Here is a 24,514-nt window from a genome sequence, read left to right as displayed (position 1 = left end):
CTGGTCACAGGACCCCTCGCCAGGAGGCAGCGAGTGAGAACGCGAGAGAGCACGGTCGAGACGGTTCCTGCCCGGTCCGGTCTGCAGCGGGTGCTCGACGCGGTGGAGCGCGCGGGCAACAAGGTCCCGCACCCGGTCATCATCTTCCTGGCGCTCATCGCGCTGATCATCATCCTGTCGGCCGTGTTCCAGGCCGCGGGCACGGAGGTCACGTTCGAGCAGGCGCAGCTCGGCTCCGACCAGGTGGAGACGGTCACGGTGCAGGCGCAGAGCCTGCTCGACGCGGACGGGATCCGGTTCATCTTCACGTCGGCCGTGGCGAACTTCAACGGGTTCGGCGTGGTGGGCGTGATCCTCGTCGCGATGATCGGGGTGGGGCTCGCCGAGGAGGTCGGCCTGATCGGGGCGTTCATCAAGCGCCTGGTCAAGGTGACCCCGGCGCGGTTCGTGACGTTCAGCATCGTGCTGCTCGGCGTGCTCTCGTCGATCGCGACGGACGCCGGCTACCTGGTGCTGATCCCGCTGGCCGCCGCGGTGTTCTACTCCCTGGGTCGGCACCCGCTCGCCGGCCTCGCAGCCGCGTTCGCGGGCGTGGGTGGCGGCTTCGCGGTGAACATCCTCATCACCCCCGTGGACGGGATGCTGGCGGAGATCACCAACGAGTCGATCGTCGACCCGGCCAACCACGTGTCGATCACGGGCAACCTGTTCTTCGGCATCGTCTCGACGCTCCTGGTCACGATCGTCGCGACGATCCTCACGGAGAAGGTCGTCGAGCCGCGCCTGGGCCCGTACCGCGCGGACGAGGCGCCCGCCTCCGACGACCCCGAGGTCGGTCCGGCCCCGGCGCCCGCGTCGGGCGACCTGACCGGGCAGGAGCGCAACGGTCTGCGGTGGGCGTTCTGGGGGCTGCTCGGGTGCCTCGTGCTCGTCCTGGCGCTGTCGCTGCCGCCCGACGCGCCCCTGCGCAACCCCGAGACCGGCAGCCTCATCGAGCAGTCGCCGCTGCTGAACAGCATCATCTTCCTGATCCTGCTGTTCTTCTTCGTGATGGGGCTCTGCTACGGCAGGGGCGCCGGCACCGTGAAGAGCTCGATGGACGTCATCAACCCGATGACGAAGACGATCTCGAACCTGTCCGGCCTGATCTTCCTGCTCCTGGTGATCAGCCAGTTCATCGCGTACTTCAACTACTCGAACCTCGGCACCATCGTCGCCGTCAACATGGCCGACTCCCTCGAGTCCGCGAACCTCAGCACGGTGTGGCTGATCATCGGGCTGATCGCGATGACCGCGGTGATCGACATCTTCATCGGCGGCGTGGTGCCGAAGTGGGCGATCTTCGCGCCCGTGTTCGTCCCGCTGTTCATCCAGCTCGGGATCTCGCCGGACCTGGCGATGGCGGCCTACCGCGTCGGCGACTCGCCGGTGAACGTCGCCACGCCGCTCATGCCGTACTTCGCGCTCATCGTGATCTTCGCCGAGCGGTACCGGCGCAAGGTCGGCGTCGGCTCGATCATCTCGCTGATGCTGCCGTACACGGTCGCGCTGCTGATCACGTGGAGCGCGCTGCTGGTGGTCTGGTACCTGCTGGGCATCCCGCTCGGCCCGGGCGGGAGCATCTACCTCGACTAGCGGGTCGCCGCCCAGCCGGCCGCGACCTCGGCGAGCAGGCGGGCGCCGTACCCGGTCGCGCCCTTGGTCCGCCACGCGTCGTCCTTCTCGGAGCGCATGGGCCCCGCGATGTCGAGGTGCGCCCACGGCACGTCGCCCACCCACTCGGCGAGGAACAGCGCAGCGGTGATGGCGCCCGCGAACTCGCCGCCGAGGTTCTTGATGTCGGCGACCTCCGACTCCATCCAGGGCCGGTAGCGCCGGTCGAGCGGGAGCCGCCAGACGCGCTCGTCGGTGCGCTCCGCGGCAGCCTCCACCACCTCCGCCATGGTGTCGTCGTTGCCGATCAGGCCGGCGCTGAGCGGGCCGAGCGCCGCCAGGCAGGCGCCCGTGAGGGTCGCGATGTCGACGATCGCGTCGACGCCGGCCTCCCGGGCGAGCGCGATCGCGTCGGCCATCACGAGGCGCCCCTCGGCGTCGGTGTTGACGACCTCGATGGTGCGGCCGCTGCGTGTGGTGAGCACGTCGCCGAGCTTCGTCGCGGACCCCGACGGCATGTTGTCCGTGCAGGCCAGGTACGCGCTGACCCGGACGGGCACGGCGAGCTCTCGCAGCACCGTCATCGCGGCGAGCACCGCCCCGGCACCGCTCATGTCCATCTTCATCGCGGCGTGCATCGCGTTCGACGGCTTCAGGCTGATGCCGCCCGAGTCGTAGGTGATCCCCTTGCCGACGAAGCCGAGGTGGCCGTCCGCGCCGGAGTCCGGCACGTAGCGCAGGACGATCATGCGCGGCTCCTCCACCGACCCGGCGTTCACGCCGAGCAGTCCCCCGCACCCCAGCTCGACGAGCGCCGCCTTGTCGTGGACCTCGATCTGCAGGCCCGTCGCCGCGGCGAGGCGCGTCGCCACGTCGGCGAGCCCGGGGGCCGTGAGGTGCCCCGCCGGGGTGCCCGCGAGGTCGCGGGACAGCGCCGCGGCCCGGGCGAGCACGAGCCCGCGCTCGGCACCCTGCTGCGCGTCGGCCACGTCGCCGTCGACGACCAGGACGACCTCGCTCACGGCCACCGCGTCCGACGACGAGCGCAGCACGTCGTAGCGGTACCGGCCCAGGAGCACCCCCTCGACGACGGCCTGCGCGGCGGCCGCCGTGTCACCGTCGCTCGCCGGCACCGCCGCCAGGTCCGTCACGAGGACCGCCTCGCGGGCCGCCGCACGCCCGAACGCCGCTGCTGCGTCACGCAGGACGGCCGTCGTGACGTCGTCGGGCGCGCCGACCCCGACGGCGACCACCGGCGTGTCGGGCCGTGCGACCGTGAACGTGCTGCCGGCCTTGCCCGTGAAGCCCCATGCGGCGAGCCCCTCACGGGACAGCCCGACGGCCTCCGGGACGGCTCCGGTGGCGGGCACCGCGACACCGAGAGCCCGCACGCCGGCCTCGCCGCGTCCCACGGCTCGGACCCGGACGTCGCGCGTCGCGGCGACGGACGGGGTGGGGTCGAACGTCGTGCTCATCGCGCGCTCCCTGCGGACGGTCGGCGGAACTCCGTGCATCGACCGTAGCGAGACGACCCTCCCCCGGCCCTCGCCCGTGACGGGTGAGCGGTCGGCCCGCTCACCCCGGCCAGATCAGCGGGATCAGCCCCACGGCCACCACGAACCAGGCGCCCGTCGTCACCAGGCCCAGCTTCCAGTAGTCGCCGAACCGGTACCCGGCCGGGCCCATGACGATCATGTTCGCCGGGGTCGCGATCGGCGTGAGGAACGACGCCGCGCCCGCGACGGCCACGAGCATCAGCACCGGCGCGAGCCCGACGCCGGACTCCTGCGCCGCGGACACCGCGATCGGCACGACGATGAGCACGGTCGCGGTGTTGCTCACGACCTGACCGAGCACGAGCGTCAGGACGAACAACGCCGCCAGCAGCAGCCGGGTACCGCCGCCGGACACCAGGTCGACGAGGTGGCCGGCGACCAGGTCGGCCGCGCCCGACGTCGAGATCGCCGTCGACAGCGGGATGAGCCCGCCGACCAGCACCACCGTCTCCCACGAGATCGCCCGGTACGCCTGCTGCGGCAGCACGGTCCGCGTGAGGACCATCGCCCCCGCACCCACGAGGCCGGCGACCGCGGGCGGCACGGCCCCGCTCGCCAGCAGCGCCACCGTGCCGACCAGCACCGCGATGGCCCGCCACGCGGTCGGACCGAGCGCGACCGACTGGCGACGCACCAGCGCCGGGTCGTCGACGACGAGGACCGTGTCGTCGGTCGCGAGCGCCTCGACGGCGGGCCACGTGCCGTGCAGCAGCAGCATGTCGCCCTCGGCGAGGGACGTCGGCTGGGCGCCCCGCGCGCGACCGAGCCGACGGATCGACAGCACCGTGACCCCGGCGCGCACCAGGCCCGGGAAGGCCCGCTGGCCGATGAGGCGTGAGCGGGGCGGGACCACGACCTCCGCCACCCCCCTCTCCCGGCCCAGCAGCGCCTCCCGGGTGTCCCGGGTCAGCGGCGTCGTCACGACGACGAGGTCGTGCCGCTCGACGAGCTCGGCGACGCCCTCCGACGGCCCGCTCACGACCAGGACGTCCCCCTCGGCGATCGCCTCGCCGACCTGGCCCGGGTCACCGGCCTCGTGCTGGGCGCCGACGAGGATGACGTCCGCCGGCATCGCGACGTCCGCGGGGCGCGCACCGACGAGGTCGGAACCGGCACCCACCGCCATCCGGAAGAAGCCCCGCTCCAGCCGGTAGTGCTCCACCAGGGTGTCGAGGTGGTCGGAGAAGTCGGCGGGGAGCTCGTCCGGGGACCGGTCCGGCAGCAGCCGCGCGCCCCCGAGCACCGACACCGCGATCGTCACCGCGACGAGCGGCACCCCCATCAGCCCGAACTCGAAGAACCCGAACCCCTCCCCCGTCGACGCGGCCAGCGCGTCCGCGACGATCACGTTGACGGTGCTGCCCGACAGCACCAGCAGCGCCCCCGCGCTCGCCGCGAAGGCCAGCGGCATGAGCATCTGCGAGGGCGCCCGGCGCGAGCGTCGGGCGGCGAGCACCACGACCGGCAGGAGGGCCGCGGCCGCACCGTTCGGCGTGACGACCGCCGCCATCAGCGCGGCCAGCAGCATCAGCGCGACGAGGAGCGGGGTCCGGTCGGTGCCCGCGCGCCGCACCAGCAGCTGGCCGACCCACGCCGTCACCCCGGAGGCCTCGAGCCCCTCGCTGAGCACGAAGAGCGTCGCGATGAAGACGACGACGGGGTCCCCGAAGCCGGACACGGCGGTCGTGGCGTCCACCAGGCCGGTGGCGTACAGCGCGAGGGCCGTGAGGATCGCGACGAGGCTGACCGGGAGCCGGTTCCACACGAACAGCGCGACCACGACGGCGAGCACCACCAGGCTCAACGTCGCATCGGACACGCTGCCCTCCCGGACCGCACGCGCCCGTGACGGCGCCTGCGGCCACGCTAGGGCACAGGGGTCCGTTCGCGCCCGAGCGGACGCCCGGGGCCGCTGCTAGCGTGCCGAGCATGGGACGTCGAGCGGTCACCCTGGCCCTGGTCTCGGTCTTCGCCCTCGGGGCGCTCAGCGCGTGCGCGGGCGACGACGGCGAGGGGTCGGGCGACGCGACGGCAGCCGTGACGACGAGCCCGACCGGCACCAGCCCGAGCCCCGCCCCCGCGAGCGCGTCCGACGTCGCCGGCACCTGGGGGAGCTCGACGACGGTCGGCGAGGCCTACCTCACGCTCGGCGACGACGGCAGCGCGAGCGGCTCGGACGGCTGCAACCAGCTCTCGGGCTCGTGGACCGCCGGCGACGACGGCATCAGCTTCTCCCCGTGGGCGCAGACCCAGATGTACTGCGCGGACGTCGACGACTGGCTCGGCCGGTCGACGTCGGCCCAGGTCCAGGACGACCAGCTCGTCCTGTTCGACGAGAACGGCACGCAGATCGGGACCCTCCAGCGCACCTCCTGACGCGGAGCCGCACCGGGACGAAACGCCTCGAAAATGATGTGACGCCGGTATCACCGGCATGGTCTGGTTCTCCTACACCACCGAATGCCAGGGCCGTCCGGGCCCTGGTTCGTCATGTCCAGGAGCCGATCATGCATCCCACCATCACGTTCGAGCTCGCCCGGCAGGACGCCGCGGCCCGCCTCGAGCACGCCGAGACCATGCGGTCCCGGGCACGCATCCTGCGGGCCCGCCATGCCAGCGACGCCTCGCGGCGTCCACCGGATCCGCAGCGCGTCACCGTCCCGTCCTGGCTCCTCGCGGGGACCACGGCCGGCACGGCGTTCGCGCGCTGACCCCACGCTCGCCCGTCGAGCACCCACGAGGTGGGGCCCCCTGGGCCCCACCTCGTCCGCATGCGCGGCCGGCCTCGGGCTCGACGGCTCCGGCACGTCCTGACGGCGTGCGCCGACGGGCCGCCGCCCGTGCCACCATGACGCCATGCCGCAGCGCCCCATCGCCCCGCACCCGTCCGACGGGGCTCGCTGATGGGGCGTCACGCCACCCCCGCACCCGACGCGGCGCGCCCTCCGCGGGAACGCCTCCTGTCGCGCGTCGTCACCTGGCTCGAACGGCTCGCGCTCGGCGCCGCCGCCGGCGGGGTGACGTTCGGGGTGCTGCACTGGGCGGGCGTCGACGCGGCCGCCACCCGGTGGTGCGCCGGCATCGCCGCCGTGGTCGTCGTCGTGGCCACGTGGCTCGCCTCGACGGTCCCCGGGCAGCACGACGCCTCCGCCTGACCGGACGCCGCGGACCTCTCCCGCGCGCACCGACGCTTCCTCGCACCCCTCACCCCGTAGGCTGACCGAGTGACGAGCACGACGACACCCGAGGGCGCCCCCTCGAACGGCCACGAGAGCGCTGAGCGCATCGTCTGGATCGACTGCGAGATGACCGGTCTCGACCTGGGCGCCGACGCGCTCGTCGAGGTCGCCGCCGTGGTCACCGACTCCGAGCTGCGGGTCCTCGGGGAGGGCGTCGACGTGGTCGTCTCCCCTCCCGTCGAGGCCGTCGACCAGATGAGCGACTTCGTCCGGACGATGCACACCACGTCCGGCCTGCTGACCGCGCTGTCCGCCGGCACGTCGCTCGCCGACGCACAGGCGCAGGTCCTCGACTACATCCGCACGTGGGTGCCGGACCCCGGCAAGGCGCCGCTCGCCGGCAACTCCGTCGGCACCGACAAGGCGTTCCTCGACCGCGACATGCCCGAGCTGGTCGCGCACCTGCACTACCGCGTGATCGACGTCTCGTCGATCAAGGAGCTCGCCCGGCGCTGGTACCCGCGCGTCTACTTCGCGTCGCCGCGCAAGAACGGCGGACACCGGGCGCTCGCGGACATCCTCGAGTCGATCGACGAGCTGCGGTACTACCGGGCGGCGCTCCTGCCCGCCCAGCCGGGACCCGACTCCGCGTCGGCCCGCCGGATCGCCGCGGAGATCGTCGCGACGTCGGTCAAGGGCCCAGCGGCGACCGCCTGACCTGCGCTGCTGCGCCACGCTCCGCCATCGCGGCGGAGACGACGAGAGGCGCCGACCGTGACGGTCGGCGCCTCTCGCACTCATGGGGTGGCTAACGGGACTTGAACCCGCGACCCCCTGGACCACAACCAGGTGCTCTACCACCTGAGCTATAGCCACCACGTGACGGACCAGGCGCGAACGCCTGGGCCGACGAAAAGTGTACCGGGTGCGACGGTGTGCCCCCGACACGAATCAGAGGCGGGCCGCCAGCGCGTCCACGAACCTCTCGACCGACCCCGCGGCGAAGCCGAAGAAGAACGACGGCTCGGTGAGCTCGACCTCGAGGATCACGGGGTTGCCCTCGTCGTCCGGGAGGAGGTCGACCCGGGAGTACAGGAGCGGCTGCGCCGAGTCGGGGAAGAGGTCGCCGACGGCCGCGACCGCCCGGTCCGCGACCGCCCGCTCGGCGTCCGTCGCCTCGCGCGGCGTCATGACCTCCCGGCGGTACAGCACGCCCTCGGTCTCGCCCTCGCGGTACGGACCCTCGAGCAGCGCGCCCTTGCGGACCGCGTGGCTGAACTTCCCGTCGATGTAGATGAGCGCCGTCTCGCCGACCGTGTCGACCTGCTTGAGGTACCGCTGGATCATCACCCGACGCCCCACGCCCAGCAGGTTCTTCGCGTGGGTGATCGCGAGCGACCGGCTGGACGTGACGTCCGCCGCGTAGCGGCCCGTGTCCCGTGAGCCGGCGCTGACGGTCGGCTTGACGACGAAGTCGCCGAACGCCGGGAAGCGGGTGTGGATCGCGCGAGCGTCGAAGTTGCGCTCGGGGTCCAGCCAGATGGTCGGGACGATCGGCAGGCCGCGCTGCTCGAGGTCCCGCAGGTAGGTCTTGTCGATGTTCCACTGGACGACGTCGGCCGGGTTGAGCAGCGTGCTGCTGCGGGTCACCCGGCGGGTCCAGTCCGCGAACTGCGCGGGTCGCTCGGTGTAGTCCCAGGTCGAGCGGATCAGGACGTGGTGGTAGGTGGCCCAGTCGACCGTCGGGTCGTCCCACACGACGATGTCCGTCGGGATGCCACGCTCGACGAGCAGCTCGAGCAGCGGGTGGTCGTCGGGGTCGAGCTCGGGGAGCTCGGCGCAGGTCGCGAGCGCGAGTCGTGCGGTGGGAGTCGTCACGTGGGCAGCGTACCGACGGGGTCCTGCTCCGCATCAGGTGCTCGGCCGGGGGGCTGCGTCACAGTGGAGGGCCCGTCGTCGGCGACGTCCGTCAGCCGCCGCAGCGCGTCCAGCACGCTCGTGGGCGTCACCCAGCCGATGGTCCGGCCGTGCTCGGTGACGGGCAGGCGCCCGTCCGGGCGGCCGACGAACGACGCGAGGACGTCGCCCAGCTCGCTGCCCAGGGGGACCTGCTCCGCACCGGCGCCGAGCGTGACGGGCGACGACGCCGCGCCGGTCACCGCGTCGGGGGCGCCCGCACCCGTGCTGGTCGGGGGCGGTGTCGCCCCGTCGTCGGACGCGACCTCCGCGAGGTCGTCGCGCTCCAGGCGGCCGAGCGCGAGCAGCCGGGCCATCCGGCCCCGCCCGACGAGGTCCGCGACCGCCGGGCTCGCCGGGCGGGCCACGACCTCGAGCGGCGGGGCGAGCTGCTCGACGTGCGCACCGGTGCTGAGCACCGCGACCCGGTCGCCCATCCGGACCGCCTCGTCGATGTCGTGCGTGACGAGCATCACGGTGGTGCCGACCGCCCGCTGGATGCGGGCGAACTCCGTCTGCAGCCGGCGGCGGCCCACGGGGTCGACCGCGCCGAACGGCTCGTCCATGAGCAGCACCGGCGGGTCCGTGGCGAGCGCGCGGGCGACCCCGACACGCTGCCGCTCTCCCCCGGACAGCTCGTGCGGGAACCGCCGGGCGTAGCGGGCGGGGTCGAGGCCGACGAGGTCGAGGAGCTCGTCGACCCGCGCGGACGTGCGGCGGCGGTCCCAGCCGAGCAGCCGCGGGACGGTCGCGACGTTCTGCGCGACGGTGCGGTGCGGGAACAGGCCGACGTTCTGGATCACGTACCCGATGCGCCGGCGCAGCGCGACGGGGTCGCTGGTCGTCACGTCCTCGCCCTGCAGCAGGATCCGCCCCGACGTGGGCTCGACGAGACGGTTCGCCATCCGCAGGGTCGTCGACTTGCCGCAGCCCGAGGGGCCGACCAGCACGAGGACCTCGTGCTCGTGCACGTCGAGGGTCAGGTCGTGGACGGCCGCCTGCTCGCCGGCGCCCCGGCCCTGCTCGGCGGCGTAGTCCTTGCTGACGTGCTCGAACCTGATCGCGCTCGCTGCCACCCCAGGGACGCTAGCCCAGTGCGCCGACAGGCGCCGTCGCGCAGGGTGCCGACAGGCGCCGTCGCGTACGTCGCCCGGGGGCGTCTGTCGGAGGGGGCGGGTACCTTCGCGGGATGCGGCTGGCAGCACCGTCCAACCCGTGGTTCTCCTGGGAGTACCTGCAACGCAACAGCGCCGACGTGCTGACGGCGCTGCAGCAGCACACCACCCTCACGCTCGAGGCGGTCGTCGTCGCGTTCGCCCTCGCGCTGCCCCTCGGCGCGCTCGCGCACCTGCGGCCACGGCTCGGCGGCCCGCTGCTCGGCGTCGCGGGCGTGATGTACACGGTGCCGTCGCTGGCGCTGTTCGCGGTCCTCGCGCCGTACACGGGCGTGGGGCGGACCACGGTCCTCGTCGGGCTGGTCGCGTACGCGCTGCTGGTGCTCATCCGCAACGTGCTGGTCGGGCTGCAGGGCGTCGACCCCGCGGTCCGCGACGCCGCCCGCGGCATGGGCTACGGCCCGGTCCGGCTCCTGCTGACCGTCGAGCTCCCGCAGGCCGTCCCGAGCATCGTCGCGGGTCTGCGGCTCGCGACGGTCTCCACGGTGGCGCTCGTGACGGTGGGGGTCGTGGTGGGCTATGGCGGGCTGGGCCAGCTGATGTTCCGCGGGTTCCGCAGCAACTACCACGCCGAGATCATGACGGCGACGGTGCTGTGCCTCCTCCTCGCCCTCGTGTGCGACCTCGTCATCGCCGGGGTCGGCCGGCGGCTCACGCCGTGGGCCCGCACCACCAGGCCGGTGTGACGTGGACGTCCTGCAGGAGGCGTTCGCCTGGCTCAACGACCCGCTGAACTGGACGGGCCGCAACGGCGTGCTCGCCCTCACGGTCGCGCACGTGACGGTGTCGGTGCTCGCGGTGCTGCTCGCCGCCGTCGTCGCGCTGCCGGTCGGGCTGTGGCTCGGTCACCGTGGCCGCGGCGGCACGGCCGGGGTCGTCGTCGCGAACACCACGCGCGCGCTGCCGACGCTCGCCCTGCTGACCCTGCTCGCGGCGAGCGGGCTGTTCGGCAACACCGCGACCGTGCTCGCGTGCGCCGTGTTCGCCGTCCCTCCGCTGCTGTCGGGGGCCGTGACGGGTCTCGGCGACGTCGACGCGGACGTCCGCGACGCGGCCAGGGGCACGGGCATGTCGGGCGGGCGCAGCCTGTGGTCGGTGGAGCTACCGCTCGCCGTGCCGCAGCTGGCCGCCGGAGTGCGGACCGGGGCGGTGCAGGTGCTCGCCACCGTGCCGCTGGCCGCGCTCGTCGGGGGCCGCAGCCTCGGCACGATCGTCGTCGAGGGCTTCGGCACGCTGAACTACGGCCAGGTGCTCGCCGGGGGGTTCCTCGTCGCCGCGCTCTGCCTGGTCGCCGAAGGGCTGCTCGCCGTCGCGCAGCGGCTCGTGACCCCCGCCGGTCTGCAGGCTCTCGGCCGTGACGGTCGCACCCCGCGGAGCCGTCGCCGCACCCGTCGCCGCACCGCCCACCGCACCGACCGGCCCGCTGCCGCGTCCCACGAACCACCGATACCGGTTGCCGTCACGCCGTCGACCGACTCGAATGGGTCAGGCTCCCCCGTCTGACCGGCCCACCTCCCCGTCCCTGCCCCAGGAGTGACCGATGAACGCCAGACGCATGACCGCTCTCAGCCTGCTCGCCGCCGCGACGCTCCTCCTCGGTGCCTGCGGCACCCCCGGGTCGGGGGGCGGTGAGGCAGACGCCCAGGTCACCGGCACGTCCGGGCTGCCCACGTGCGACCCCGTCAAGGGTGACAAGCTCGTGGTCCTCGAGGACGACAAGGGCCTGCAGAACGCCGACAACATCATCCCGGCCGTCAACAAGGCCGCGGCGACCGAGCACCCCGAGATCCTCGAGGTGCTCGACGAGGTGTCCGCGGCGCTCGACACCGAGAAGCTGATCGAGCTCAACAAGGCCGTCGACATCGACCGCAAGACCTCCAGCGAGGTGGGTGGCGAGTTCGTCACCCAGGAGGGCATCGCCGCCGCCGACCAGTCGGGGTCGGGGACGTCCCTCGTCATCGGCGCCGCGAACTTCTCGGAGAGCGCGACGCTCGCGGAGATCTACGCGGCCGCGCTGCGCACCGCCGGGTTCACGGTCGAGGTCCGGACCATCGGCAACCGCGAGCTGTACCTGCCGCAGATCACTGACGGCAGCCTCACGGCGGTACCGGAGTACGCCGCGACGCTCGCGGACTTCCTCAACGCCCAGCAGAACGGCGCGGACGCCGAGTCGGTCGCCTCCGACGACGTCGACGCGACGGTCGCCGCCCTGACGCCGCTGGCGGGGGCCGCCGGGATCACCGTCGGGAAGCCGTCCGCGGCGCAGGACCAGAACGCGTTCGCCGTCACGGAGGCGTTCGCGCAGGAGCACGACGTCACGACCCTGAGCGACCTGGCCGCGGCGTGCGGCGGGCTGGTGCTCGCGGGACCGGCCGAGTGCCCGGACCGGCCGTTCTGCCAGCCGGGGCTCGAGGACACGTACGGGCTCGAGTTCGCCGAGTTCAAGTCGTACGACTTCGGTCTCATCGGCCAGGCCGTGCGGCAGGGGGACGCGGCGATCGGGCTGGTCCTGTCCAGCGACGGGTCGCTGGCCGCCGACTGACACCGACCGACTGATCGGCACGACAGAAGAGGGCCGCGCCGTCGGCGCGGCCCTCTTCTGCGTCGTGGTCGGCCGCTGACCTGCGCCGACGCCCATCTGCTGCAGCATCGGACCGGCGTCACTAGGGTCGGGCCATGGACGGCAGCGCTGCTCGTCTCGACGGTCCGGCCTCCGACGCGCTGCTGCGGACGGGCCGGTTCTTCACCCGGTGGGACGAGACGCCGGACTCGCGGGCGGTGTTCCGTGAGGGCGGCAGGCGCGGAGACGTCTTCTACCGGGACCGCTGGCGGCACGACAAGGTGGTCCGCTCCACGCACGGCGTGAACTGCACCGGTTCGTGCTCGTGGAAGGTGTACGTCAAGGACGGCATCATCACGTGGGAGGCCCAGCAGACGGACTACCCGTCACCGGGCCCCGACCGTCCCGACTACGAGCCTCGCGGCTGCCCGCGTGGCGCCGCGTTCTCCTGGTACACGTACTCCCCCACCCGGGTGCGCTACCCGTACGCGCGGGGCGTGCTCGTCGAGATGTACCGCGAGGCCCGCGCCCGGCTGAAGGACCCCGTGCTCGCCTGGGCCGACGTCGTCGGCGACCCCGAGCGGCGGAGGCGCTACCAGCAGGCACGCGGCAAGGGCGGACTGGTGCGGGTCGGCTGGGACGAGGCCGTCGAGATGGTGGCGGCCGCGCACGTGCACACGATCAAGACGCACGGTCCGGACCGCTGCGCGGGCTTCTCTCCGATCCCGGCGATGTCGATCGTGTCGCACTGCGTGGGGACGCGGTTCATCCAGCTCATCGGCGGCGTGATGACGTCGTTCTACGACTGGTACGCGGACCTGCCCGTCGCGTCCCCGCAGATGTTCGGCGACCAGACGGACGTGCCCGAGTCCGGCGACTGGTGGGACGCGACGTACCTCATGATGTGGGGCTCGAACGTGCCGGTGACCAGGACGCCCGACGCGCACTGGATGGCGGAGGTGCGCTACCGCGGCACCAAGGTCGTCACGGTGTCGCCGGACTACTCGGACAACACGAAGTTCGCGGACGAGTGGCTGCCCGCACAGGCCGGGACCGACGCGGCGCTGGCGATGGCGATGGGCCACGTCGTCCTGCGCGAGTACCTCGTGGACCGGCAGGTGCCGTTCTTCGCCGACTACGTGCGCCGGTACACGGACCTGCCGTTCCTGATCACGTTGCAGGAGCGCGAGGGCGGGTACGTGCCGGGCAAGTTCCTGCGGGAGAGCGACCTTCCGGGCGCGACGGGGGCGTCACCGGCTGAGGGTGCCGAGTGGAAGACGGTGCTCCTCGACTCCGCGACGGGTACCCCGGTGGTCCCGAACGGCTCGATGGGCTTCCGCTACACGGACTCCGGCGAGGGGCGCTGGAACCTCGACCTGGACGGCGTCGAGCCGGCGCTCAGCATCAGCGACGCCCCCGGCGGCGGCGACACCGCCACCGTCCTGCTGCCCTGCTTCGAGGCCCCGGACGGGTCGGGCTCTGTGCTGCGGCGCGGCGTCCCGGTCCGACGGGTCGGCGACCACCTGGTGACGACGGTCTTCGACCTGACCTTGGCCCAGTACGGCGTCGGGCGCGAGGGTCTGCCCGGCGAGTGGCCGACGGGGTTCGACGACCCGGAGGTCCCGTACACCCCGGCGTGGCAGGAGTCGATCACGTCGGTGCCGGCGCAGGCGTGCACGCGGATCGCCAGGGAGTTCGCGACGAACGCCGAGAAGTCCCGCGGCCGGTCGATGATCATCATGGGCGCGGGGATCTGCCAGTGGTTCCACGGCGACGTGACGTACCGGGCGGTGCTGGCGCTGCTCGCGTTCACGGGGTGCTTCGGTCGCAACGGCGGCGGGTGGGCGCACTACGTCGGGCAGGAGAAGTGCCGCCCGCTGACGGGGTGGCTGTCGCTCGCGAACGCGCTGGACTGGTCGCGGCCGCCGCGGACGATGACGGGCACGTCGTACTGGTACATGCACACGGACCAGTGGCGGTTCGACGGGTATCGCGCGGACGCGCTCGCGTCTCCCCTGGCCGAGGGGAACCTGAGCGGCATGCACACGGCCGACACGATCGCGCAGTCGGCGCGGCTCGGCTGGATGCCGTTCTACCCGCAGTTCGACCGCAACCCGCTCGACCTGGCCGACGAGGCGCGCGCCGCGGTCGAGGCAGGCACCGCCCAGGACGAGGTCCAGCACGTGGTCCAGCGGATCGCGGACCGGGACGTGAAGTTCGCGATCGAGGACGTCGACGCCCCCGAGGCATGGCCGCGCACGCTGGTGCTGTGGCGGGCGAACCTGCTGGGCTCGTCGAGCAAGGGCAACGAGTACTTCCTCAAGCACCTGCTGGGCACGCACTCGAACGTCGCCGCGACCGAGCCGGCGCCCGACCTGCGCCCGCAGGAGGTGACGTGGCGCGACGACATCCCCGAGGGCAAGCTCGACCTGCTCGTGAGCGCGGACTTCCGCATGACGTCGACGACGATGCTCTCCGACGTCGTCCTGCCCGCCGCCACCTGGTACGAGAAGCACGACCTGTCGTCGACGGACATGCACCCGTTCGTGCACGCATTCACGCCGGCGATCGACCCGCCGTGGGAGGCGCGCAGCGACTTCGACGCGTTCCACCTGGTCGCGCAGCGGTTCTCCGAGCTGGCCCGGACGCACCTGGGCGTGCGGCACGACGTGGTGAGTGTGCCGGTCCAGCACGACACCCCCGGCGAGGCCGGGCAGCCCGGCGGGGTGGTGCGGGACTGGCTGCGCGGCGACGTCCCCGCGGTGCCCGGGAAGACGATGCCGCTGCTCCAGGTCGTCGAGCGCGACTACACCGCCATCGCGGACAAGCTCGCGACGCTCGGCCCGCTCGCGGACCGGCTCGGCTTCACGATCAAGAACGTCACGTACCGGCTGGAGCACGAGGTCGACCGTCTCGGGAAGCTCAACGGCGTGATGCTCGGCGGGGCGGGTGACGGACGGCCGGCGCTCGACACGGACGTCAAGCTCGCCGAGGCGATCCTGTCGCTGAGCGGCACGACGAACGGCGAGCTCGCCGTGCAGGGGTTCAAGACCCTGGAGCGCCGCGTCGGCAAGCCGCTCGCGGACCTCGCGGAGGGCAGCGAGGAGAAGCGGATCACGTTCGCCGACACGCAGGCGCGGCCGGTCCCGGTGATCACGTCGCCCGAGTGGTCCGGCTCGGAGACGGGCGGCCGCCGGTACGCGCCGTTCACGGTGAACGTCGAGCGTCTCAAGCCGTGGCACACGCTGACGGGCCGCATGCACCTGTTCCTCGACCACGACTGGATGCGCGACCTCGGCGAGGCCCTGCCGATCTACCGGCCGCCGCTCGACCTGCACCGGCTGCTGGGAGAGCCCGAGCTGGGCCCCGACGGGGCGAAGCAGGTGACGGTCCGCTACCTGACGCCGCACTCCAAGTGGTCGATCCACTCGGAGTACCAGGACAACCTGCTGATGCTGTCGCTGTCCCGGGGCGGCCCGACGTGCTGGATGAGCCCGCAGGACGCCGAGGCGATCGGCGCGGCGGACAACGACTGGATCGAGTGCTCGAACGCGAACGGGATCTTCGTCTGCCGCGCGATCGTCAGCCACCGGATGCCCGCGGGCGTCGTCTTCGTGCACCACGCGCAGGAACGCACCATCGACGTCCCGAAGACGGAGAGGACGGGCCGCCGCGGCGGCATCCACAACTCGGTGACCCGGCTGCTCGTGAAGCCGACGCACCTCATCGGCGGGTACGCGCAGCTCTCGTACACGTTCAACTACCTCGGCCCGACGGGAAACCAGCGGGACATGGTGACGACCATCCGGCGGCGCAGCCAGGACGTGAGGTACTGACCGATGCGTGTCATGGCCCAGATGGCGATGGTGATGAACCTCGACAAGTGCATCGGGTGCCACACGTGCTCGGTGACGTGCAAGCAGGCGTGGACGAACCGCGCGGGCGTCGAGTACGTGTGGTTCAACAACGTCGAGACCCGCCCCGGCCAGGGGTACCCGCGGCGGTACGAGGACCAGGAGACGTGGCGCGGCGGCTGGACGCTGAACAAGCGCGGCCGCCTCGCGCTGAAGGCAGGCGGCCGGGTCAAGAAGCTCCTGACGATCTTCGCGAGCCCGGTGCAGCCGAAGCTCGAGGACTACTACGAGCCGTGGACGTACGACTACGAGACGCTCGTCGACGCACCCCTCGGCGACGACTTCCCGGTGGCACGGCCGAAGAGCCTGATCACGGGCGAGGACACGAAGATCCGCTGGTCGGCGAACTGGGACGACGACCTGGGCGGCGTCACGGAGGCCGGCCACCTGGACCCCATGGTCGAGAAGGTGCGCGCCGAGTCGGAGGACCGGATCCGCTTCGAGTTCGAGCGGACGTTCATGATGTACCTGCCGCGGATCTGCGAGCACTGCCTCAACCCGTCCTGCATGGCGTCGTGCCCGTCGGGGGCGATCTACAAGCGGGCCGAGGACGGCATCGTGCTCGTGGACCAGGACCGCTGCCGCGGCTGGCGGCAGTGCGTGACGGGGTGCCCTTACAAGAAGATCTACTTCAACCACAAGACCGGCAAGGCCGAGAAGTGCACGTTCTGCTACCCCCGGATCGAGGTGGGGCTGCCGACCGTCTGCTCGGAGACGTGCGTCGGCCGGCTGCGGTACATCGGGCTCGTCCTGTACGACGCGGACCGCGTCACGGCGGCCGCGTCGGTCAAGGACGAGCGCGCCCTGTACGAGGCACAGCTCGACCTCATGCTCGACCCGAACGACCCCACGGTCGTCGCCGCCGCCCGTGAGCAGGGCATCCCGCAGGACTGGCTCGACGCCGCCGTCCGGTCGCCCGTCTACGCGCTCGCCAAGACGTACCGGGTCGCGCTGCCGCTGCACCCCGAGTACCGGACGATGCCGATGGTCTGGTACGTCCCGCCGCTGTCCCCCGTCGTCGACCTGCTGCGCGAGCAGGGGCACGACGCCGAGGACCACGGGAACCTGTTCGGCGCGATCGAGGCGCTGCGCATCCCGGTCGAGTACCTGGCCTCGTTGTTCTCCGCCGGCGACACCGAGGTCGTCACCGGGGTCCTGCGCCGCCTGGCGGCCATGCGCGCCTACCTGCGCGGCATCACGCTCGAGGACGACGCCGTCGAGGCCGTCCCCCGGTCCGTCGGCATGACGGGCACGACGATGTACGCGATGTACCGGCTGCTCGCGATCGCGAAGTACGCCGACCGGTACGTCATCCCGAAGGCCCACGAGGAGCGCGGCCACGAGCTCGAGGAGCTCGGCTGCTCGCTCGACTACGACGAGGGCCCGGGGATGTACGAGTCGGCGGCGTTCGGCGAGGCGTCCGGGCGGCCCGTGCCGGTGGCCGTCGAGACGTTCCACGCGCTGAAGCAGCGGCAGACGTCGGAGGGCATCGCACCGTCCGAGTCGATGCGCGGCCGGGTCAACCTGCTCAACTGGGACGGCGTCGGGACGCCGCCGGGGCTGTTCCCGGAGCACCACGCCGGTGACGCGCCCGGGGAGGCGGCACCGTGAGGGCCCCACGCGGCCGGCCGGCCGAGCGGGTCGTGCACCAGGTGGCGTCGTGGTGCCTGTCGTACCCCGACCGCGCGTTCACCGAGCGTCTCCCACTGCTGCGGGACGCGGTCGACGAGCTCCCGGCGACGACGTCGGGCGGCGGCCTGCGCACGTTCCTCGACCACGCCGGCGCAGTCCCGCCGGCCGACCTGCAGCGCGAGTACGTCGACCTGTTCGACCTGTCCCACCGGCAGCCGCTGTACCTGTCGTACTGGACCGACGGCGACACCCGCCGCCGCGGCGAGGTGCTCGGCCGGTTCAAGGAGCGCTACCGCGCGAGCGGGTTCCTCGTCGACACGCACGGCGAGCTCCCCGACCACCTGCCGCTCGTGCTCGAGTACGCGGCCGTCGCCGACCCCGTGGACGGGCCCGCGCTGCTGCAGGAGTACCGCGCCAGCCTCGAGCTCGTCCGGCTCGCGCTGCACGAGGCCGGCACCCCGTACGCGGGGGTGCTCGACGACGTGTGCGCGACCCTGCCGGGCGAGTCGCCGACCGACCGGGCCGCCGTGCACCGGATGGCCGCGGCCGGGCCGCCGCGCGAGGACGTGGGGCTCGACTCCGCCGACCCGCGGCTGCTCCCGCTCGCCGGCGGGCCGGGAGGATCGGGAGGACCGGCATGAGCGTCGTGCTGTGGGGCGTGCTCCCCTACCTGGCGATCGTCACGCTCGTCGGCGGGACCATCTGGCGGTACCGGTACGACCAGTTCGGCTGGACCACCCGGTCGTCGCAGCTCTACGAGTCCCGGCTGCTGCGGATCGGCAGCCCGCTGTTCCACTTCGGGCTCGTGTTCGTCATCGTCGGGCACATCGGCGGCCTGGTCATCCCGATGTCGTGGACCGAGGCCGTCGGGATCACGCAGGAGCAGTACCACGCCGTCGCGCTGTCCGTCGGCGGCGTCGCGGGCTTCTGCACGCTCGTCGGCATCGCGATCCTCGTCTACCGCCGCCGCCGGACGGGCCCGGTGTTCATGGCCACCACCAAGAACGACAAGCTCATGTACGTCGTCCTCGTCGGCGCGATCGTGCTCGGCCTGTGGGCGACGCTCGCCGGGGCCACCGCCGGTCACGAGGGCAACTACCGGGAGACGGTCTCGCCGTGGTTCCGGTCGATCTTCGTGCTGCAGCCCGACGTCGCCTCGATGGCGGCGGCACCGCTGCCGTTCCAGATCCACACGCTCACGGGCCTCGCCCTGATCGCGATCTTCCCGTTCACCCGGCTCGTGCACGCGTTCACGGCCCCGCTGCACTACCTGTTCCGCCCGTACATCGTCTACCGCAGCCGCGACGCGCGGCCCACCCCCGGCGCCAGCGCACCGCGCCGCGGCTGGGACCCCGTGGGCACGCGGGACAGGGACCGCTGAGCACCCGGAGGGCACGTGACCACGACCGCCGCCACCACGCGGACCAGCAGCCGCACCACGAACCTCGTGCTGGCAACGTGGACGTTCGCGATCACGTTCTGGGCCTGGAACATCATCGGCCCGCTCGGCACCCGGTACGCCGAGGACCTGGACCTGTCGTCGACGCAGAAGTCGCTCCTCGTCGCGATCCCGGTGCTGGTCGGCGCGCTGGGCCGGATCCCCGTGGGGGCCCTCACCGACCGCTACGGCGGTCGGCTCATGCTGGGCGTGCTCAGCCTCGCGAGCATCGTCCCGGTCCTGCTCGTCGCGTACGCGGGAAACCAGGGGTCGTACGAGCTGCTCCTCGTGTTCGGCTTCGTGCTCGGCATCGCGGGGACGACGTTCGCGGCGGGCGTGCCGTTCGTCAACGCGTGGTTCGAGCCGTCCCGCCGCGGCTTCGCGACGGGCGTGTTCGGCGCCGGGATGGGCGGTACGGCCCTGTCGTCGTTCTTCACGCCCCGCTTCGTCGAGAAGTGGGGGTACACGACCGCCCACGTGATCGTGGCCGTCGCGCTCGCGGTGACCGGGATCGTGGTGCTCGTCGTCATGCGGGACGCCCCCGCGTGGAAACGCAGCACCCAGTCGGTGCTGCCGAAGCTCGCGGCGGCGCTCAAGCTGCCGGTGACCTGGCAGATGTCGTTCCTGTACGCGGTCACGTTCGGTGGCTTCGTCGCGTTCTCGACGTACCTGCCGACCTACCTCAAGGACGTCTACGGCTTCGACCTGGCCGGGGCCGGCACCCGGACGGCCGGGTTCGCGATCGCGGCCGTCGTCGCGCGGCCGATCGGTGGCACGCTCTCCGACCGGCTGCACCCGAAGCCGATCGTCCTGGTGTCCCTCGGTGCGGTCGCCGCGCTCGCGCTCGTCATCGCGACCCAGCCGCAGCCCGAGGTCCCCGCCGGCGCCGTGTTCGTGGCGATGGCCTTCTTCCTCGGACTCGGCACCGGCGGCGTGTTCGCGTGGGTCGCCCTGCGGACACCCGCCGAGCGGGTCGGCAGCGTCTCCGGCATCGTCGGGGCCGCGGGTGGTCTCGGCGGGTTCTTCCCGCCGCTCGTCATGGGTGCGACGTACGACGAGGTGGACCACACGTACACGGTCGGCCTGGTGCTGCTGTCCGCGACGGCCCTGGTCGCGTTCCTGTACGTGCTGCTGCGGCTGCGCAAGGAGGCGCCCGCGCGCACGTCCTGACCGTCAGAGGCCCGCGGTCTCCAGGAAGCGCAGCCACACCTCGCTGAGCGTCGGGTACGAGGGCACCGCGTGCCACAGCCGGTCGAGCGGCACCTCGCCGACCACCGCGACCGTCGCGGCGTGCAGGAGCTCGGCGACGTCCGGCCCGACGAACGTCGCTCCGACGACGACGCCGCGTGACCGGTCGACGACCAGCCGCCCGCGGCCCCGGTAGTCCGGCGACAGCACGGTGGCGCCGGCGACGTCCTCGAGCGCGTAGTCGAGGACCTGCACGTCGATCCCCGCGTCGCGCGCCGCCGCCTCCGACCGTCCGACCCACGCGACCTCCGGCCGGGTGAACACGACCTGTGGCACGGCCGCCACGTCGGCGGTGGCCCGGAACCGGCTCCACGGGGCCGCGTCACGCTCGTCGCCGCCGCCCGGCCCGAACCGGTGCGCGACCACGTCCCCCGCGACCCGCGCGTCGTACTTGCCCTGGTGGGTGGTCGCGGTCCGGCCGGAGACGTCGCCGACGGCGAACAGCCAGCCGTCCTCGACGCCGGTGACGCACAGCGCGTCGTCGACCTCGGCGGGCTTCCCGGGGGTGAGGCCGATCGTCTCCAGGCCGACGTCCGACGTCCTGGGGCGCCGCCCGGTCGCGGCGAGGACCTCGGTGACGTCCAGCCGCACGGTGCCGTCCGCGCTGCTCAGTTCGAGGTGCACGCCGCCGTCGTCGCGCGTCGCGCCCGTGACCTCCGTGCCGAAGCGGACGTCGACGCCGGCCGCTCGCAGCGCGTCCGCCACCAGCTCCCCCGCGAACGGCTCCGCCCCGCCGAGCAGCCGCGCGCCACGGACCAGCAGCGTGACCTCGCTGCCGAAGTCCGCGAACGCCGTCGCCATCTCGACGCCGACCACGCCGCCGCCGAGGATCGCCAGCCGCGCCGGCACGTGCTGCGCCGACGTCGCGTCGCGGCTGCTCCACGGGCGGACGTCGGCGAGCGTCGCCGGGACGATCGGCTCCGACCCGGTCGCGAGCACGACGGCGCGTCGCGCGACGACGGGCGTCTCCTCGCTGCCGTCCGTCACCGTGAGCGCGCGCGGGCCCGTGAACCGGGCGTGCCCGCGCAGGAGCGTGATGCCCGCGCTGTCGAGCCAGGAGACCTGCGAGCCATCGTCCCAGTGGTGCGCCACCTCGTCGCGTCGCGCGAACGCCGCAGCCACGTCGACCGTACCCGTGCCGGCCGCGGCCGCGCCGGGCACCGCACGGGCCGCAGCGAGCGCCGAGCCCGGCCGCAGCAGCGCCTTGGACGGCATGCACGCCCAGTACGAGCACTCGCCTCCGACCAGCGCATGCTCGACGATCGCGACGCTCAGCCCGGTCCGCCCGGCCCGGTCCGCGGCGTTCTCCCCCACCGCACCGCCACCGACGACCACCACGTCGAACTCCTGCACCTGCTGCACCATCACGAGGCTCCCGTCCGCGCCGAGGGCCACCCCGAGGACGTCAGGGCGGTGCCTCCCATGCTGGCCGCGAGCGCCGGAGTCCGCAGGCCGAGCCCGTCCGGTGCCGCGGCTGGTCGCGACTCCCGCAGGGGCTGTGGATAGAACGCTTGTTCGATTCGCCGTTCTCGCTAACTTCCGTCCGGCTGCTCGGCATCGAGCAGCGTCACCACGGTGACAACACTCACAAGAAGGTACGTAGATGCGACGAGTCATACGTGCGGGCCGTTCGACCGCCCTGCTGGCAACCGCTGCTCTGGCGCTGACCATCGGTGTCGGCACGGGCGCCGACGCGGCACCGTCCGCTCCCGACCGGGTGGCAGACCAGATCGAGCGCGTCGCGCCGAAGGCTTCCCTCAGGGACTTCGCGCGAGGCCGTGACGGCCGGTTCACCGCAGGAGGAAGGGTCGACGTGGCTGCCCCCGAGTCGACGTCGGGGGTGGTCGTTCTGAGGAGCGTCGAGGGTGCGTCCGTCACTCTCGGGCTTCCTCGGGAGGCAACCGCTGCAGCCAAGGTCGCGCAGGACGGCACGGCGGTCTACGCCGGCAGGTCCGTCGACGTGGCCGTGCAGGCGACCACCACCGGCGCACGAGTGCTGACGGTTCTGTCCAGCAAGGACGCCCCGTCGACGTACACCTACGGCCTCGCCGACGGGGTGGTGCCGGTCATCAATCCGGACGGCTCCGCCACCCTGACGGTGCCGGTCGGTGCGGCCACCGTGATCGACCTGGCGACGGTCCAGGCTCCGTGGGCGAAGGACGCCGAGGGAAGGAGGGTGCCGACGCACTTCGAATCCACTGCCGATGGCCTGGTGCAGGTCGTCGAGCACGCGGGGGCGGATCTCACCTACCCCGTGGTGGCCGACCCCCACGTCGATCTCAACTGGGCGAACTTCACCGTCACGCTCAGCCAGGCCGAGCAGCGGATCCTGCTCGCAGGCGATGTCACCGGCCTGGGTACGGCCATCTGCGCCGTCGCGGCACCCGTCTGCGTCCCGGCGGCGGCCCTCCTCGCCAGCGGCCTCCAGTGGCTGTTCGAGCGAGGCTCCATCTGCACGGGTTCCAAGCCGCGCCTGCGCATGGTGGCGCCGTACACGTTCCCGATCGGGGGCGCAGTCTTCGGATGCGTAAAGTGACCGGCATGCAGGCAGACACCCGAAGGGCCGTGGGGATCGCGACCTTGTTCGTGGTGTGTGTCACGGCAATGTCGTGGGCGGCTCAGCATGACGCGCGCGAGACCGCGTTGACGGCGATCGTCGCTGCCGCGATGGCCGGGCTCGGCAGCTGGGTCGGCATCTCGGTGAATCGCAGTCGACACCGCTGACACCTGAACGCGAATGGCCTCCGGCAGCCGCCGGGGGCCATTCGTCAGGGTCGACTCGAACCTGACACCGGATCGCGCCACGCAGCGGCTCGCTCCGGTCCCACGGACCGTCCGCGCACCACTGCGCGCCCAACCAGAAGGGCCCCTCGTCCGCGTTCCCGCAGACGAGAGGCCCTCGATGGTGCGCCATCAGGGACTCGAACCCCGAACCCGCTGATTAAGAGTCAGCTGCTCTGCCAATTGAGCTAATGGCGCGCGGTTGAGAACGTTAGCAGGCCCGGGGCCCGGCAAGCGAACCAGAACGGGCCGCAGTGACGACCGTCACGCCGGCGGCTCGCCGGACGTCCCGGTCCCGGGGGTGTCCTGCTCCCACCACGGCGTGTCGGGAAGACCCTCGGACTCGAGGATCTCGGCCGACGGCGGCGCGGCGTCCGTGAGGAGGTCCACCAGGAGCGTCAGCGGCACGTGCGCGTCCAGCAGGTCCTTGACGGGCTCGATGTTGTCGGGGGCGGCGTCGGGGTGCACGGCGTCTCCTCCTTCGTCTCTCGTGATCACTCAGCCCAGCACCGAACGCACGGTCGTGCAACCGTGCCGGCTACAGGTACAACCCCGTGCCCTCCCCGATAGTTCCCGGGGCCGCGACGGCGTGCACGTCCTTCTCCCGCAGCAGCAGGTACGTGGTGCCCGCGAGCTCGACCTCCGCGCGGTCCTCCGGGTCGAACAGGACCCGGTCGCCGACCTCGACCTGCCGGACGTGCTGGCCGACGGCGACGACGGCCGCCCAGGACAGCCGCTTGCCGACGGCGGCCGTGGCGGGGATCACGATCCCCGAGCTCGAGCGCCGCTCGGCCGTCTCGCGGTCGATCGTGACGAGCAGACGGTCGTTCAGCATCCGGATGGGCAGGTGCGGGGACGGCTCGGCGTTCTGTGCGCTCACGGGCCTGACGGTACCCGGCCGACGTAGGCTGACGCCGTCCCCGCCTCACCTCGTCTGGAGCTCCCGTGCCTCGTCTCGCCGTCGGCGACCTCGCCCCCGACTTCACGCTGCCGACCGCCGACGGTGGCAGTGTCACGCTGTCCGACCTGCGCGGACGGCACGTCATCGTGTACTTCTACCCGGCGGCCATGACGCCCGGGTGCACCACGCAGGCGTGCGACTTCCGCGACTCGCTCGCGTCGCTGCAGGGCGCCGGGTACGCCGTCGTCGGGCTCTCCCCCGACCCCGTCGAGAAGCTCGCGGCGTTCGTCGAGCAGGAGCACCTCACGTTCCCGCTCGCGTCCGACCCGGACCGCTCGGTGCTGGAGGCGTGGGGCGCGTGGGGCGAGAAGCAGCTCTACGGGAAGACGGTCACGGGCGTCATCCGCTCGACGGTCGTCGTCGACCCCGAGGGGCGCGTCGAGCTCGCGCAGTACAACGTGAAGGCGACCGGTCACGTGGCCAAGCTGCGGCGGGACCTCAAGGTCGCCTGACGCACGGTC

23 protein-coding genes and 2 tRNA genes are annotated in these 24,514 nt (G+C 72.6%); 16 read left to right on the top strand and 9 right to left on the bottom strand.

From position 1 onward, the window contains the following. Nucleotides 1-33: 33 nt before the first annotated feature. On the top strand, nucleotides 34-1,635 hold the full coding sequence (locus tag Cch01nite_RS17860; RefSeq protein WP_203757838.1) for an AbgT family transporter: 1,602 nt from the start codon (nucleotides 34-36) through the stop codon (nucleotides 1,633-1,635). On the opposite strand, the gene Cch01nite_RS17855 is transcribed toward Cch01nite_RS17860, so the two are convergent. Continuing rightward, a complete protein-coding gene (locus tag Cch01nite_RS17855; RefSeq protein WP_203757837.1) occupies nucleotides 1,632-3,128 on the bottom strand; it encodes a leucyl aminopeptidase in 1,497 nt (498 codons plus the stop codon). The genes Cch01nite_RS17860 and Cch01nite_RS17855 overlap by 4 nt on opposite strands. Before the next feature lie 100 nt (nucleotides 3,129-3,228). Further along, on the bottom strand, nucleotides 3,229-5,028 hold the full coding sequence (locus tag Cch01nite_RS17850; RefSeq protein ID WP_203757836.1) for an SLC13 family permease: 1,800 nt from the start codon (nucleotides 5,026-5,028) through the stop codon (nucleotides 3,229-3,231). A 110-nt stretch (nucleotides 5,029-5,138) separates the two neighbouring features. On the opposite strand from Cch01nite_RS17850, the gene Cch01nite_RS17845 reads away from it, so the two are divergent. The 4 genes from Cch01nite_RS17845 to orn all read left to right on the top strand — a co-directional run bounded on the left by Cch01nite_RS17845 (nucleotide 5,139) and on the right by orn (nucleotide 7,105). Beyond that, nucleotides 5,139-5,585 (top strand): META domain-containing protein, encoded by a 447-nt coding sequence (locus Cch01nite_RS17845; RefSeq protein WP_203757835.1) that lies wholly within the window; start codon nucleotides 5,139-5,141, stop codon nucleotides 5,583-5,585. A 131-nt stretch (nucleotides 5,586-5,716) separates the two neighbouring features. Then, nucleotides 5,717-5,920: a hypothetical protein gene (locus tag Cch01nite_RS17840; protein ID WP_203757834.1), complete on the top strand. Its 204-nt coding sequence runs from the start codon at nucleotides 5,717-5,719 to the stop codon at nucleotides 5,918-5,920. Between the two features lie 192 nt (nucleotides 5,921-6,112). Further along, on the top strand, nucleotides 6,113-6,364 hold the full coding sequence (locus Cch01nite_RS17835) for a hypothetical protein (RefSeq protein ID WP_203757833.1): 252 nt from the start codon (nucleotides 6,113-6,115) through the stop codon (nucleotides 6,362-6,364). Nucleotides 6,365-6,433: 69 nt separating this feature from the next. Next, nucleotides 6,434-7,105 (top strand): oligoribonuclease, encoded by a 672-nt coding sequence (gene orn, locus Cch01nite_RS17830; RefSeq protein WP_203757832.1) that lies wholly within the window; start codon nucleotides 6,434-6,436, stop codon nucleotides 7,103-7,105. A gap of 83 nt (nucleotides 7,106-7,188) precedes the next feature. On the opposite strand, the gene Cch01nite_RS17825 is transcribed toward orn, so the two are convergent. From Cch01nite_RS17825 to Cch01nite_RS17815, 3 genes are all read right to left on the bottom strand, one after another. Further along, nucleotides 7,189-7,264: transfer RNA gene (locus Cch01nite_RS17825), tRNA-His, on the bottom strand. 75 nt (nucleotides 7,265-7,339) lie between these two features. Further along, nucleotides 7,340-8,266: an ATP-grasp domain-containing protein gene (locus Cch01nite_RS17820; RefSeq protein WP_203757831.1), complete on the bottom strand. Its 927-nt coding sequence runs from the start codon at nucleotides 8,264-8,266 to the stop codon at nucleotides 7,340-7,342. After that, a complete protein-coding gene (locus Cch01nite_RS17815; protein WP_203757830.1) occupies nucleotides 8,263-9,420 on the bottom strand; it encodes an ABC transporter ATP-binding protein in 1,158 nt (385 codons plus the stop codon). Before Cch01nite_RS17815 ends, Cch01nite_RS17820 begins: the two co-directional genes overlap by 4 nt. A 113-nt stretch (nucleotides 9,421-9,533) precedes the next feature. Between Cch01nite_RS17815 and Cch01nite_RS17810 the strand changes: the two genes are divergently transcribed. The 8 genes from Cch01nite_RS17810 (at nucleotide 9,534) to Cch01nite_RS17775 (ending at nucleotide 20,233) form a co-directional block, all read left to right on the top strand. Continuing rightward, nucleotides 9,534-10,205: an ABC transporter permease gene (locus Cch01nite_RS17810; protein ID WP_203757829.1), complete on the top strand. Its 672-nt coding sequence runs from the start codon at nucleotides 9,534-9,536 to the stop codon at nucleotides 10,203-10,205. Nucleotide 10,206: 1 nt separating this feature from the next. Then, nucleotides 10,207-11,022, top strand: coding sequence for an ABC transporter permease (locus tag Cch01nite_RS17805; protein ID WP_203757828.1), 816 nt, complete (start codon nucleotides 10,207-10,209; stop codon nucleotides 11,020-11,022). A 37-nt stretch (nucleotides 11,023-11,059) separates the two neighbouring features. Beyond that, the gene (locus Cch01nite_RS17800) at nucleotides 11,060-12,061 is read left to right on the top strand and encodes a glycine betaine ABC transporter substrate-binding protein (protein WP_203757827.1); all 1,002 of its coding nucleotides are present in this window, start codon (nucleotides 11,060-11,062) and stop codon (nucleotides 12,059-12,061) included. Nucleotides 12,062-12,195: 134 nt separating this feature from the next. Further along, nucleotides 12,196-15,915 (top strand): nitrate reductase subunit alpha, encoded by a 3,720-nt coding sequence (locus Cch01nite_RS17795; protein WP_203757826.1) that lies wholly within the window; start codon nucleotides 12,196-12,198, stop codon nucleotides 15,913-15,915. 3 nt (nucleotides 15,916-15,918) lie between these two features. Further along, nucleotides 15,919-17,604: a nitrate reductase subunit beta gene (narH, locus tag Cch01nite_RS17790; protein ID WP_203757825.1), complete on the top strand. Its 1,686-nt coding sequence runs from the start codon at nucleotides 15,919-15,921 to the stop codon at nucleotides 17,602-17,604. Continuing rightward, a complete protein-coding gene (gene narJ, locus Cch01nite_RS17785; RefSeq protein ID WP_203757824.1) occupies nucleotides 17,601-18,266 on the top strand; it encodes a nitrate reductase molybdenum cofactor assembly chaperone in 666 nt (221 codons plus the stop codon). Before narH ends, narJ begins: the two co-directional genes overlap by 4 nt. Next, nucleotides 18,263-19,006: a respiratory nitrate reductase subunit gamma gene (gene narI / locus Cch01nite_RS17780; RefSeq protein WP_203757823.1), complete on the top strand. Its 744-nt coding sequence runs from the start codon at nucleotides 18,263-18,265 to the stop codon at nucleotides 19,004-19,006. Before narJ ends, narI begins: the two co-directional genes overlap by 4 nt. 15 nt (nucleotides 19,007-19,021) lie before the next feature. Next, nucleotides 19,022-20,233, top strand: coding sequence for an MFS transporter (locus Cch01nite_RS17775; RefSeq protein ID WP_203757822.1), 1,212 nt, complete (start codon nucleotides 19,022-19,024; stop codon nucleotides 20,231-20,233). Between the two features lie 3 nt (nucleotides 20,234-20,236). Here the strand turns inward: Cch01nite_RS17775 and Cch01nite_RS17770 are convergent, their stop codons facing one another. Further along, nucleotides 20,237-21,676 carry a dihydrolipoyl dehydrogenase family protein gene (locus tag Cch01nite_RS17770; protein ID WP_203757821.1) on the bottom strand — a complete coding sequence of 480 codons (1,440 nt, stop codon included), beginning with the start codon at nucleotides 21,674-21,676 and terminating at the stop codon, nucleotides 20,237-20,239. Nucleotides 21,677-22,271: 595 nt separating this feature from the next. Here Cch01nite_RS17770 and Cch01nite_RS17765 point away from each other — a divergent pair. Together Cch01nite_RS17765 and Cch01nite_RS17760 are read left to right on the top strand one after the other, a co-directional pair. Beyond that, nucleotides 22,272-22,847 (top strand): hypothetical protein, encoded by a 576-nt coding sequence (locus Cch01nite_RS17765; RefSeq protein WP_203757820.1) that lies wholly within the window; start codon nucleotides 22,272-22,274, stop codon nucleotides 22,845-22,847. 5 nt (nucleotides 22,848-22,852) lie between these two features. Further along, complete coding sequence (locus Cch01nite_RS17760) at nucleotides 22,853-23,035, top strand: hypothetical protein (RefSeq protein ID WP_203757819.1); 183 nt, start codon at nucleotides 22,853-22,855, stop codon at nucleotides 23,033-23,035. Nucleotides 23,036-23,214: 179 nt separating this feature from the next. Here Cch01nite_RS17760 and Cch01nite_RS17755 read toward each other — a convergent pair. The 3 genes from Cch01nite_RS17755 to Cch01nite_RS17745 all read right to left on the bottom strand — a co-directional run bounded on the left by Cch01nite_RS17755 (nucleotide 23,215) and on the right by Cch01nite_RS17745 (nucleotide 23,927). Next, nucleotides 23,215-23,290 (bottom strand) — tRNA-Lys (locus Cch01nite_RS17755). 66 nt (nucleotides 23,291-23,356) lie between these two features. Continuing rightward, complete coding sequence (locus tag Cch01nite_RS17750; RefSeq protein WP_203757818.1) at nucleotides 23,357-23,560, bottom strand: hypothetical protein; 204 nt, start codon at nucleotides 23,558-23,560, stop codon at nucleotides 23,357-23,359. 70 nt (nucleotides 23,561-23,630) lie between these two features. Continuing rightward, the gene (locus Cch01nite_RS17745) at nucleotides 23,631-23,927 is read right to left on the bottom strand and encodes a GroES family chaperonin (RefSeq protein ID WP_203757889.1); all 297 of its coding nucleotides are present in this window, start codon (nucleotides 23,925-23,927) and stop codon (nucleotides 23,631-23,633) included. Between the two features lie 110 nt (nucleotides 23,928-24,037). On the opposite strand from Cch01nite_RS17745, the gene bcp reads away from it, so the two are divergent. Beyond that, nucleotides 24,038-24,505, top strand: a complete 468-nt coding sequence (gene bcp, locus Cch01nite_RS17740) for a thioredoxin-dependent thiol peroxidase (protein WP_203757817.1) — start codon at nucleotides 24,038-24,040, stop codon at nucleotides 24,503-24,505. Nucleotides 24,506-24,514 lie beyond the last annotated feature (9 nt).

The sequence above is a fragment of the Cellulomonas chitinilytica genome, assembly GCF_016862675.1.
GTDB classification, from domain to species: domain Bacteria; phylum Actinomycetota; class Actinomycetes; order Actinomycetales; family Cellulomonadaceae; genus Cellulomonas; species Cellulomonas chitinilytica.
Note: the sequence above shows the minus strand (reverse complement) of the source record. Positions and strands in the feature narration are given on the sequence as shown.